This window comes from Ktedonospora formicarum (assembly GCF_016587355.1).
Classification (GTDB): Bacteria; Chloroflexota; Ktedonobacteria; order Ktedonobacterales; family Ktedonobacteraceae; genus Ktedonobacter; species Ktedonobacter formicarum.
The window spans coordinates 206845-218501 of sequence record NZ_BNJF01000007.1 but is presented as its reverse complement, the minus strand read 5'-3'; the positions used below and the strand labels follow the sequence as shown (position 1 = coordinate 218501).

The 11657-nt window shown below is 52.4% G+C and carries 12 protein-coding genes and 1 tRNA gene; 7 read left to right on the top strand and 6 right to left on the bottom strand.

The window, feature by feature from the left end; genetic code table 11:
* Positions 1–54: 54 nt before the first annotated feature.
* Positions 55–210, top strand: a complete 156-nt coding sequence (locus K3T82_RS40825) for a hypothetical protein (protein ID WP_220199234.1) — start codon at positions 55–57, stop codon at positions 208–210.
* Between the two features lie 193 nt (positions 211–403).
* On the opposite strand, the gene K3T82_RS40820 is transcribed toward K3T82_RS40825, so the two are convergent.
* The 4 genes from K3T82_RS40820 to K3T82_RS40805 form a co-directional block, all read right to left on the bottom strand.
* On the bottom strand, positions 404–1762 hold the full coding sequence (locus K3T82_RS40820; protein ID WP_220199233.1) for a phosphohexomutase domain-containing protein: 1359 nt from the start codon (positions 1760–1762) through the stop codon (positions 404–406).
* 88 nt (positions 1763–1850) lie between these two features.
* Entirely contained in the window at positions 1851–2426 is a 576-nt protein-coding gene (locus tag K3T82_RS40815; RefSeq protein WP_220199232.1) for a GNAT family N-acetyltransferase, read from the bottom strand.
* A gap of 94 nt (positions 2427–2520) precedes the next feature.
* Positions 2521–3702 carry a phosphopentomutase gene (locus K3T82_RS40810; RefSeq protein WP_220199231.1) on the bottom strand — a complete coding sequence of 394 codons (1182 nt, stop codon included), beginning with the start codon at positions 3700–3702 and terminating at the stop codon, positions 2521–2523.
* The gene (locus tag K3T82_RS40805) at positions 3699–4910 is read right to left on the bottom strand and encodes a 6-phosphofructokinase (RefSeq protein WP_236031861.1); all 1212 of its coding nucleotides are present in this window, start codon (positions 4908–4910) and stop codon (positions 3699–3701) included. The genes K3T82_RS40810 and K3T82_RS40805 overlap by 4 nt, the downstream gene beginning before the upstream one ends.
* A 291-nt stretch (positions 4911–5201) precedes the next feature.
* Between K3T82_RS40805 and K3T82_RS40800 the strand changes: the two genes are divergently transcribed.
* Positions 5202–6134: a nucleoside hydrolase gene (locus K3T82_RS40800; RefSeq protein ID WP_220199229.1), complete on the top strand. Its 933-nt coding sequence runs from the start codon at positions 5202–5204 to the stop codon at positions 6132–6134.
* Between the two features lie 154 nt (positions 6135–6288).
* Here K3T82_RS40800 and epsC read toward each other — a convergent pair whose 3' ends face one another.
* Entirely contained in the window at positions 6289–7017 is a 729-nt protein-coding gene (epsC, locus tag K3T82_RS40795; protein WP_220199228.1) for a serine O-acetyltransferase EpsC, read from the bottom strand.
* A gap of 243 nt (positions 7018–7260) precedes the next feature.
* Between epsC and K3T82_RS40790 the strand changes: the two genes are divergently transcribed.
* A tRNA-His gene (locus K3T82_RS40790) sits at positions 7261–7333 on the top strand.
* 243 nt (positions 7334–7576) lie between these two features.
* Positions 7577–8215: a DUF4870 domain-containing protein gene (locus K3T82_RS40785; protein WP_220199227.1), complete on the top strand. Its 639-nt coding sequence runs from the start codon at positions 7577–7579 to the stop codon at positions 8213–8215.
* A 72-nt stretch (positions 8216–8287) separates the two neighbouring features.
* Here K3T82_RS40785 and K3T82_RS40780 read toward each other — a convergent pair whose 3' ends face one another.
* A complete protein-coding gene (locus tag K3T82_RS40780) occupies positions 8288–9082 on the bottom strand; it encodes an LLM class F420-dependent oxidoreductase (RefSeq protein ID WP_220199226.1) in 795 nt (264 codons plus the stop codon).
* A 286-nt stretch (positions 9083–9368) separates the two neighbouring features.
* On the opposite strand from K3T82_RS40780, the gene K3T82_RS40775 reads away from it, so the two are divergent.
* From K3T82_RS40775 to K3T82_RS40765, 3 genes are all read left to right on the top strand, one after another.
* Entirely contained in the window at positions 9369–10142 is a 774-nt protein-coding gene (locus K3T82_RS40775; protein WP_220199225.1) for a metal ABC transporter ATP-binding protein, read from the top strand.
* A gap of 49 nt (positions 10143–10191) precedes the next feature.
* Positions 10192–11205, top strand: coding sequence for a Gfo/Idh/MocA family protein (locus tag K3T82_RS40770; protein ID WP_220199224.1), 1014 nt, complete (start codon positions 10192–10194; stop codon positions 11203–11205).
* A gap of 206 nt (positions 11206–11411) precedes the next feature.
* A complete protein-coding gene (locus K3T82_RS40765; protein ID WP_220199223.1) occupies positions 11412–11615 on the top strand; it encodes a hypothetical protein in 204 nt (67 codons plus the stop codon).
* The last annotated feature ends 42 nt before the right edge of the window (positions 11616–11657 follow it).

Genomic DNA, 11657 nt, shown 5'->3' with positions numbered 1-11657 from the left:
ATCGAATGCCCGCTTCATAACACCATCTTGAGCAGCCCCTAACGCGGAACGTGCATGGCGGTAATGGCACAAGGCGCGATCCACCAGGGGATACAGCAATTGCAAGAATCGGGCAAGGAGTCGGTTGATGCAACTGAAGTCATGCTAGCACTTCACTGCAAGAGTGTCAAGGATAAGCTTAGGCTGCTGGTGCTCCGCGAATGTTATTAAGGTTATGCCTATGAGAGAGAGGAGAAGTAACAGGGGTGCCTGGTAGAAACTGTGGTAACTGGCGAAATAGTCCGTGTTTCGCTTGTGTTGATACCCAGAGTTGTCTTTACATGTGCGCCATTTGCGCCAGGCTGCATGTTGCAATCGACATGCAGCCTGGCTTGGGCGACGAGGTGTTCCAGGTTGAGAAGAATTAGCCGCGAATAAAGCTCAACACCTCATCGCGTTTCTGCTCCATAAGGGACGGATTTTTCGCCTCAAGATTTAGGCGGAGTAGCGGCTCTGTGTTGGAGGCGCGAACATTGAACCACCAGTCACCATAGTCCACGCTAACGCCGTCCAGCGTATCTACGGACCTGGCCTGCTTGCCAAAGTGCTCTTTGACCTGCGCGATCTTTGCCTGGGCATCCTGAACAGTGCTATTAATCTCGCCGCTACGGTAGTAGATATCCAGGGGTTTGATGGCCTCTGAGAGAGGTTTGTCCTCAGTGGAAACCAGTTCGAGCATAATGAGGAAGGCGATCAGACCTGAATCGGCATACCAGTTGTCGCGGAAGTAGAAGTGCCCCGAGTGCTCGCCGCCGAAGATCGCGTTCTCATCGCGCATCTGAGCCTTGATGAATGAGTGCCCAACTCGTGTGCGGCCTGATTTTCCGCCAAGTTTCTCGACCAGTTCAGGCACGGCGCGGCTAACGATCAGATTGTAGAGGATGGTCGACCCTGGCTGCTTTTGCAGGAGACTATTGGTTACTGCCAGCGTCACCATTGAGCCATCTACCAGATCGCCATGCTCATCTACAGGGAACATGCGGTCGGCATCGCCATCGAAGGCCACACCCATATCGGCATTGGTCTCGCGTACCTTCTTCTGAACGTCGACCATATTCTCTGGCTCGATTGGGCTGGCGGGATGATTGGGGAAGGAGCCGTCCAGTTCAAAGTAGAGCGGTACCAACTCGCAGGGGAGATGTTTGAAGACGTGAGGCAGCATCAGGCCTGCCATACCATTGCCTGCGTCCGCGACGATCTTGAGTGGCTTGATCTTCTTGATGTCGATGAAAGAGAGGGCGTGCTGAACGTAGGCATCGGTAATATCTTGCTTGCTGACCTCGCCCTTTTGCGTTGGCTCGCTGAACTGGCCCTTGACTGCCAGATCGCGGATCTCGCCCAGGCCGGTATCACGGCTGATAGGGTATGCCTGTGCACGGCAGAACTTCATGCCGTTGTACTTGCCCGGATTATGGGATGCTGTAATCATGACTCCGGCGGCATAATTGAACTTGCCAACGGCAAAATAGAGGGCGTCGGTCGTGACCAATCCCAGATCAATGACATTGACACCCTGATCGGTTAGACCCCGGATCAGGTTGGCTGCCAGTTGAGGTGAGGAGAGACGCATATCGCGGCCTACTGCGATCTCTGGTACGTCAAGATATTGACCAGCGGCACGCCCAATGATGTAGGCGGTTTCTTCAGTCAGTTTCTCACCATACACGCCACGAATGTCATATGCCCCAAAGATAGAGGGGTCGATGCTTGCTTGTGTACTCATTACAGTCTCGCGCGGGTCGCTATATTGTCTTTGTTCCCGCGCGTCTCCTTTCTATATATACCACGATGAAAATGAGATTGTCTGGTTGCTACGTATGGCGCGACTTCTGCCAGTCGGCCCGTGTAATTTCTATAAGGACCCAGGGTTCGCCGGAACTGCGAGGATCGTAGATTTGTCCCACTTCGGTGAAATGGCTTCTGGCGAAGGCGCGTCTGGAAGGCGTATTAGCCATAGCTGTTTCGGCATAGACGCGTCCAAGGAATGGCATACTAAACAGATAGTCAACGACTGTACGAATTGCTTCGGAGCCATAGCCCCGTCCCCACCGCTGTTTGTTGCCAATTCCCAGGCCCACCTCTACCTGCCCGCCTCGGTAATCCAGGTTAAAGTATGTAATGGTTCCGATAGGGGTATGCTCTTCATCCTCAATGATAAACCAGAATTGGCGTCCATTTCCTTTCACATAATTGCGCTCAAAAACGGGAATAAACTCAGCCATAGTGCGTGAATACGGGCGATAGGGATCGTAGCGCCACACCTCATCATCGCGTTCCCAGTGAAAAACATGGTGTGCATCCTGCATGGTTGGACGACGCAACGTGATGCGCGGTCCATGTAGCGTGGACGTACTGCTTGCTCGATTATCGCGTTGTAGTTCAGTCATGACTTTGCCGATGCTCCACATTCTTAACCGTAGCTAGAGGAGCGCTATCCTTTCTGTCGGATATTCTACGCGCTATTTACGCCTTTAGAAGAGTTTACCGTAAGCCAAGCTCTTGTGCGAAACTGGTACCTGCATTGAGCGTCCCAACCTGGAAGACCTCAGCTAGCGTTTGTCCCAGATCAGCCATTGAAGCGCGCGTTCCCAGGTCAACCCCTGCACGTACAGCAGGACCGTAGGCCAGCAGTGGGACGCACTCGCGTGTATGATCTGTTCCACGATAGGTTGGATCTACACCATGATCTGCTGAGAAGAAGATCGCGTCTCCCGGTCGTAGGGCATGCTTTATTTGACCAAACCAGTCGTCTACCTCGCGAAGTGCTTGTGCGTATCCCTGGCTATCGCGTCGATGGCCCCATAACATATCAAATTCTACCAGATTCACGAAGAGCAAACCGTTAAAGTCACGCTTCAGCCAGCGTAAGGTTGAGGCCATGCCTTCGGCATTGGTCTCTGTATGGTCGCGTTCTGTCAGGCCACGCCCAGCAAAGAGATCTTCTATTTTCCCAATCCCAATTACATCGCGTCCGCCAGCCTTTAGCAAGTCGAGCAGGGTAGTTCCCATAGGCTCCAGTGCGAAGTCGCGCCGATGCTCTGTGCGGGTAAAGTTCCCAGGTGTGCCGATAAAGGGGCGTGCGATAACGCGCCCAACGGCGTGCTCTCCTGTTAGCATATCGCGCGCGATCTGGCAGATGCGATAGAGTTCTTCAAGGGGCACAACATCCTGGTGCGCGGCGATCTGGAAGACGCTATCCGCTGAGGTATAGAGAATGGGTCTTCCTGAGCGTACATGTTCCTCGCCAAGCTCCTTGATAATCTCGGTGCCAGACGCGACCTTATTGCCAATGACTTTATGCCCACTTGCCTCTTCAAAGGCGGAGACTACCTCGGGTGGGAAGCCTTGCGGGTAGGTTGGCAATGGTTTAGGAAGGGCTACGCCAGTAAGTTCCCAGTGTCCCGCTACACTATCTTTGCCTGCTGCGGTCTCATTCATGCGTCCGAATGCGCCTAGAGGAGCTTCTTGTGGTGGAGTGCCCTGCATAGGTGTTACATTGCCCAGACCAATACTTCCCAGGTTGGGGAGCGCAAGACCGCCTATGGCCTGCGCGCAATGTTCTAGTGAACTCGCGCCTTCGTCACCATAGGCGGCGCTATCAGGATTTGCTCCTGCGCCTACCCCATCCAGAACGACGACAATGGCTCGTGTAAGTGTGCTCATAGTGTTATGACCTTCGTTGTGTCCACGCGCGGGTAACGCGTTAGTGGCTCGCCAATGAGCGGTTGTGCGTATGTATAAAAGGCTGGCGTCACCATCGCGTTGTGTGCATCAAAGTATGTCTCAGGAATGAGATGTTGCACGTTAGCGACGTTTTTGAGATCGACCAGTCCGGTTGAGCAGTGGTAGGTCGGTTCATCATGACGCACCAGTGTTATCATTTTATCATTCTCGCCCCGTAAAGCTGCCTTTACTGCCTCTTGCCCGACGAGATAGGCTTCCTGGCGATCAACTGGCGACGCGTAGCGAGACGACATGCGTTGGAAGTCGCCCGGTTTATCAAAGCGTGCCCGCAGGTGAAGTTCTTGCTTGACCAGTTCCACCAGCGCTTGTGCTGTTCCGCTCAACAAAGGATGCTGGAAGGCATCTACCCCCACCTGCCCCGACGCGCCTAGCGCCTGCCCTTGCTCATCACGTAAGGCCTCGGAGGCTACGACTACGACATATCCGTAACGTCGATATGCTTCTTCGACCTGAGCGAGAAAGCGCTCTGCTCTGAAAGTCTGTTCTGGGATCAGGATAATATGGGGAGCGTCAGACTCGTCGTGCTTTCCCAAAGCCGAGGATGCCGCTAGCCAGCCAGCGTTGCGCCCCATGGTCTCGATGATTTTGACCGGGTAGTGGCTTGGCATCGAGAGGGTATTCATAGTTGAGTCTTGTGTCGCTGTGGCGAGAAAGCGGGCTGCGCTCCCATAGCCGGGGCTGTGATCCGTGAAGGGGAGATCATTATCAATCGTCTTGGGAATGCTAATCGCGTAGAGCTCATAATTGCTCTTGCGTGCGGCCAGGGCAAGACGATGGGCCGTATCGGCAGAATCATTTCCCCCAATATAGAGCAGATAACGAATATCGTAGCGACGAAAAATAGTAAGCGCCTTCTCAATGTCCTGCTCTTTCAGCTTGTAGCGGCAGGAGCCGAGCGCGGCGGAAGGTGTATAAAGAAGTTGAGGCCAGAGCGTGTCGGGTTGTTGTCGTAGGTCGAGCAGATCTTCGTTCAACAGGCCGGCGATTCCATAATGCATGCCATACACGCCTTTGATGCGCGTATCATTCAGAGCCGCCTCGACCGCTCCCACCAGGCTTGCGTTAATCACGGCGGTCGCGCCACCGGATTGACCAATAAGCAGATTACCGGAACGTAAGGATGCCAATGCTTTTCCCCCGAAAGATGTACCCTGGTCAGTCTGCCTGCCTGGGCACATAGGTGTCGTTTGCGTTGCTCTGTTTGAACAACTAATGCACGGTCATTATAGCAAGGATTTAGTGAGAGCGTCGAGGGAAAGCTCTGTGAGCGGGTAAATGAGGCCATATATTGAGTTGACGAGAGCCTGTGAGAATATGCTAGTATCTATTCATAATTCTGAGTGTATTGCGTTGCGCGTATGATTTACCTGGATAATTGATGCTTGTATCCAATGCGCGAGATGAAAGGGAAGATCTTTATGGTTCATAAGATCATTCTAGACTGTGATCCTGGGCATGATGACGCCATTGCTCTCTTACTGGCTGCTCATCATCCCGCGATTGAGCTACTGGCTGTGACGACAGTAGCTGGTAATCAGGCTGTGGAGAAGACAGCACGTAACGCGCTCAAGGTCTGTTCTCTGGCTGGAATACATCATATCCCGGTCGCGCGTGGTATGGAGAAGCCTCTGGTACGCCCATCTGAATATGCGGCGGACATTCATGGCGTAACGGGTCTGGATGGACCGCACATTCCCGAACCTGATTTCACGCTTGCGCCTCAACACGCGGTTGACCTGATAATTGATCTCTTGAGTCATTCCGAAGACCCCATTACGCTCGTTGCGACTGGCCCCCTGACCAATATCGCGACAGTCCTGATACGCGCGCCCCACCTCAAGGGGAAGATCAAGGCGATTTCAATGATGGGAGGCGCGATTGGCCTGGGGAATACGACCCCCGCTGCTGAGTTTAACATCTGGTTTGATCCTAAGGCTGCCTGCCAGGTCTTTGATAGTGGAATTCCCATTACGTTGATTCCCCTGGAGGTGACGCACCAGGCCCTTGCAACCCCGGATATCATTCAGCGCTTACGTGCCTCCAGGAGGCACATTGCGAATTTTTCCGCCGACCTTCTGCTCTATTTTGCCGAGTCTTACAAGCAGGTCTTTGGCTTTGCCGCGCCTCCCGTGCATGATCCCTGTGCCGTAGCTGCTGTCATCTCGCCCGATATTATTGAAGGGCAGATGATGCGCGTTGAGATCGAAACGGAAGGTAAGTGGTCTGCCGGGCGCACCATCTGCGATGTCTATCATAAGCTTGGGCGTGCTCCTAACGCACGTGTTGGAACCTCATTGTATGTCGCGCGTTTCTGGGATATGGTAATTGATACCTTGCTTACGTATGCGTGATGTGGTGGGGATAGCTTGCTCTAAATGCATTCGCCAACGTTGCCTGAACGGCGGCTAGCGTCGCCGCCATGTGGTTCCACTTCAAACGGAGCTTGTGGGAAGCAATGCCTGAGCATCCCAGGCGGCGACGCTCAGGCGAATGAAGGGCTTGCTCTCAGATCTGGTAATCCATTTCGCCATTCCAGCCCTGTGTGAGCTCCTCATGTTTCTCAAGAGGGGCTCCACCTTTCATGAGTAGTTCGGCAGGCTTGGAGGCCACAACAGAATTTGGCGAGACTGATTCTTGCACCATTGCCATTGCGCCAATCTTGCTGCCCCGTCCAATCGTAATCGGCCCCAGGACCGCAGCCCCCACGCCAATCGTGACGTCATCCTCAATGGTGGGATGGCGTTTCTGCTTGCGTCCAGGGCTGGGACGCCACCAGCCAGTCGCACCTAGCGTGACATGGTGGTAGAGCATGACGTTATCGCCAATGACCGCTGTCTCACCAATGACGACTCCGGCACCATGGTCGATAAAGAAGCGTCTGCCAATTTGTGCGCCTGGATGGATCTCGATGCCTCCTGTGATGAAGCGCGCGAATTGAGAGATAAGGTGAGGCAAGAGAGGGATACCTCTACGATAGAGCACGTGTGCGATGCGGTGATAGATAATGGCCCAGAGCCCTGGATAGGTGAGAGCCTCGAAAACGTTATGGCAAGCCGGGTCCTTCTCAAATATCACATCTATGGCATCAGGCCAACGGGTGCGTCTTCTGGGAGTTTGCGTGGGTGCGGGAATAGAGACGCCGGGTGGCAATTGGGGTAGTTGAGCCAGGTCTGCCTCATAGGCATGCTGGCTGGCCTCGCTCTCCTTCGATAGACTTCTAGGTCCCTGCGACATAGCGTTTGATCCTTTTCTTGTTGCTCAGTTGAGAGTGAATGGGTACGCGCTATCGATATCCGGCACTGGTCTCTGATCCGCTATCAACACTGATAGACACTTCTCTTGAGGAGTGTATGGCAGGAGTACCCTCTTGTCAAGGGTACACAACTTTGCTGAAACCAGAATCTCATGGCTAAAACCTCTTGACAAGTCGCAAGCCCTCCGCTATACTATCGACGTGTTGCAAAACATGCAAGCATGGTGGCCGTAGCTCAATAGGCAGAGCTCTGGATTGTGGCTCCAGCGGTTGTGGGTTCAAGCCCCATCGGTCACCCTTCTCAAAAAGCCGGTACAGTTAAGCGACTGTATCGGCTTTTTGCTGCTCTAATATATCCCCATTTTGCGACAACTTTGCGACATTCTCGCGATAGACCCGAGACATTCCTGCGGTACAGTATCAACAATGAACCTAATGCGAATGCGGCAAAACAGGTTATCCTCCGGGCTCTGACCTGTATGATACAGCTTCTATTCTGACCTCTTGCCGGTCATTTGATACACAATCAGGAGAGTGTTTATGTCTTGGGAAAAGATTCCGCCACAAGCGAGTGTACAGGCTCAATACTTCTATGAATCAGGTTATTCGGGTGCGGCAGAAGGTGCGTTGAACCAAGAATATGCGGAACCAACGATGCACACTACCAATTTTGCATCTGGCGTTCCGGGTAGCGAGCAAGTTATGCCACCGCCACAGCAGGCCCCTCAAGGTGGTTCAGGTTATGTGCTTTATGGCTGGCAACCACTCTTTATGCGTGTTGGCGAGTCGAACAGTTCTCGAATGGCCGCCGCTCTGAGCTACTTTGTTGGTTGGTTCTCTGGCCTTGTATTGCTCTTCTTCGGTTTTCAGAATAAGTATGTGCGCTTCCATGCTCTGCAATCGCTACTCTTCTTTGGTTTCATCAATCTTGCTGATGTTATCATGTTTCTGACAGGCGATCTGGGCTCGCACATCTATGGGCGTATTCCCCATCTGGATGGCTTTTTTATTCTGGGATTGATGCTCGCTTTCTTTCTCTTAAACAGTCTTGCATTCGTTGGTTGGTTGGTTTGTATGATTATGGCCGCCAACGGGAAGACCTATAAGCTCCCATTTTTTGGTTCTATGGCTGCCCACCTCTCTGGTCACGATGGGACACCTCAGCCTGCCGTCAAGTAGGCTGATTATATAGAAGAGAAGGGCGAGCACATTAGATGCGCTCGCCCTTCTCTTCTATGTGATAAAGGAAATTTACTTTGAGCGGCTATCGCGCCAGCGAATGAGCTTCTCAACCGCCTTGTAGTCCCAGGGAGACTGCATACCCATGATGAAATGGGTAACACCTGCTTCTACAGCGGCATCGAGATCCCCTTCTTTGAAGTCAGCGGCTGCGCCACTGGAGCGCTCGATCTCGTTGGGGTTGCGCCCAACCTCTTTGCACCAGTTGTCCAGCACCTCCATCTTGTGACGCAGGGTATCCAGGTCACCGAAGCCGTGCCAGATATTGGCGTGCTGAGCGGTGATGCGGAGCGTCTTCTTCTCACCTCCGCCACCAACGAGAATCGGAATAGGGCTTTGGATCGGCTTAGGAACGTCCTGTTCCCAACGCTTCTTGATGATGGGAAGCGCCTCTTCGAGGGCTTTCAGACGGCTTCCAGCCGTTCCGAAGTCGTAGTTATATTCCGTGTAATCACGCTCGAACCAGCCAGCACCGATGCCCAGAATCAAGCGTCCGTTGCTGATATGGTCGACCGTCTTTGCCATATCGGCCAGCAGAGAGGGGTTGCGATATGTATTACAGGTTACAAGGCAGCCAACCTGGGCACGCTTGGTCAATGTTGCCATTGCTGTGAGCAGTGTCCAGCCTTCAAAGTGGTTGCCCTGGGGATCGCCATAAAGGGGAAAGAAATGGTCCCAGTTGAAGAGCGAGTCTACACCCATTTCATCAAAGTGATGTACTGCCTCTGCATAATCTTGATAGCTGGTATGCTGAGGATGCAACTGTACGCCAACTTTAAGCGGATATCCGTACTTGGTCTGTGCCATATATTAGCTTCAACTCCTCTAAAGATATAGTGTCAATAGGTTCCAGTTCATTGTAGACACGTGACGAGTATAGTTGCAAGTTTCAATCCGGTTGCAAATAGGCTTCTCTCGCCTTTCGCGTCTCTGTGCCAGTGAGCACCAGGTATGAGGATGTTTCCTACACGAAGCTAGTTTTTTGAGAATAAATGAGCTCTGTCGTTTGTTGACCTTCCATAGGCGGTGTGTTACTATGGTTACGGATACAACGTCTCAATTAAACGATAGATAGGTGTGGGAGAATAGATACGTGACGATACAGGAGCCAGCCATCACTTTGCAGCATGTTTCCCTTTCATTTGGGAAGCGAACCATCTTGCAAGATGCTCATATGACGATCCAACAGGGGGAGTTTATCGTTGTATTGGGGCCAAATGGAGCGGGTAAAAGTACATTATTGAAAATGCTGCTAGGGCTCATCAATGCCACCTCCGGTCGGATCAGCGTCCTTGGGCGTTCCCCGCGTAGTGGCAATAAAGATATCGGGTACGCTCCCCAGCATCGTACTCTTGGCGGTGATTTGATGCTGCGCGCGCGCGATCTGGTGGGATTTGGTCTCGATGGGAATCGCTGGGGCTTTAGCCTGCCCAGCCGTAAGCGGGATACCATCATTTATCAGGCTCTGGAAGAGGTGAATGCCTTACATTATGCGGATGCACCCGTGGGGCAACTCTCAGGAGGTGAGCAACAGCGCCTTCTGATCGCTCAGGCACTCTTAACTCATCCACACATTCTCTTGCTGGATGAGCCCCTGGCAAGCCTGGATATTGCTCGCCAGCAGGACATTGTGACCCTCGTCGGTAATGTATGTCGCGCGCGCGGCGTGACTGTCTTGCTGGTGGCTCACGATATCAATCCCTTGCTACCTGTATTGGATCGGATTATCTACATCGCTAATGGGCAAAGCCTGATTGGTACGCCAGATGAAGTCATTACCAGTGCAAATCTGAGCCGCCTCTACAATTCCCCTGTCGAAGTCGTCCATGCTCTGGACCGTATTTTTGTTGTTGGCGCTGAAGTGTAAACATGTGACTCATTATTTTGTGCAAGTGGAAAGGATTTAGAGCGATTTTATGCAGTCAACTTCCTCGTCTGTTGAGCAGCGTCCTGTGCGCTGGGGCGTCCTTAGCACCTCTAATATCGGCGCCAAAGCCGTTTCTCCGGCTATCTTAGCCTCATCCAATGGTGTGCTAACCGCTGTTGGCAGTCGCGACTTGCTTCACGCCAGAGATGTCTACTCCTTCACTCCCCAGACACGTATTTATGGAAGTTATCAGGAGGTGCTTGACGATCCTGAGATCGAGGCTGTCTATATTCCTCTACCTAATAGCCTGCATGTGGAATGGGCCATTAACGCACTCGAAGCGGGAAAGCATGTGCTCTGCGAGAAACCATTGGCTGTTACCGTTGAGGAGGCCCGCGAGATGGTTGACGCGGCGAATGCTAGCAATCGCCTCCTGATGGAAGCCTTTATGTATCGCTTTCATCCACAGATTGAGTGGGCCTTGGAGCGCATTCACACGGGAGAGATTGGTCAGGTAAGACAGGTGCGTGCCTCCTTTGCCTTCGATATCCGAGGCCGCGATGAAAATATTCGTATCAAGCCTGAGCTTGCGGGTGGCTCTCTGATGGATGTGGGCTGCTATGCCGTGAACTTCTGCCGGGCCGTCTACGGACAATCGCCTGTTTCGGTTGCGGCTCGCGTGCACGTTGAGAAGGTTGGTGGTGTCGATATGACAATGAATGCGATTCTCGATTTTGGCGAGGGGCGCTACGGACTGATCGATTCCAGCTTTGAACAACCTATGCGGCAGTCTGCCGAGGTCATCGGGGATGCTGGCTCAATTACGATTCCCGTTCCCTTTACTCCGCGCAATATGGAAGGTATTGTCTTCGCCATGAAGAATGGGAAGATGAGCGAACGCAAATTTGCTATTGTTGACCAGTATCAGCTTGAGGTTGAGCACTTCGCCGACTGCATCCGTACAGGTCGCGAGCCCCTGCGTGGTCTGAGCGAAACTCTGGAAAATATGGCGACTATCGAGGCCATCTATGAGGCCGCTGGTCATGACTGGCCCATTCTCTAGCTACCACTACCTCTTGGATCAGAAGCTATTCAGCACTCATATGTTGTTCAAAGATCGTTGAGATGTCTTGAAGCGTATCGATAAATTCCGTGTCTTCAAACGTCTTATAGAGTGAAGAGCTTCACTGGCTCCTGTTTAGCTGTATGATAAGAAGCGCCCTTTTGCGGGTTGGTTGCCCGCCAGGACCGGGCTCTTGGGAGGTTTTGATGGAAGCGATTATCGGACGGTATCGTGTGCAGGTGTTGGAGAGCGGTATTAATCTTCGACATGTATCTGGTATTGCTTTTGATTTGAATGTAGATGAGACTGTTGGCTTGATGGACGTATTGAATGCGTATCGTCAGACGTTTCAGAGTTTACAGAATCAGCAATCCTCTTTATCAGATTCTGACACTGATGAGACCTCCTGACAGTATGCCCCAGCGTTCCGCTAAGGAGTTGTATTAATACGA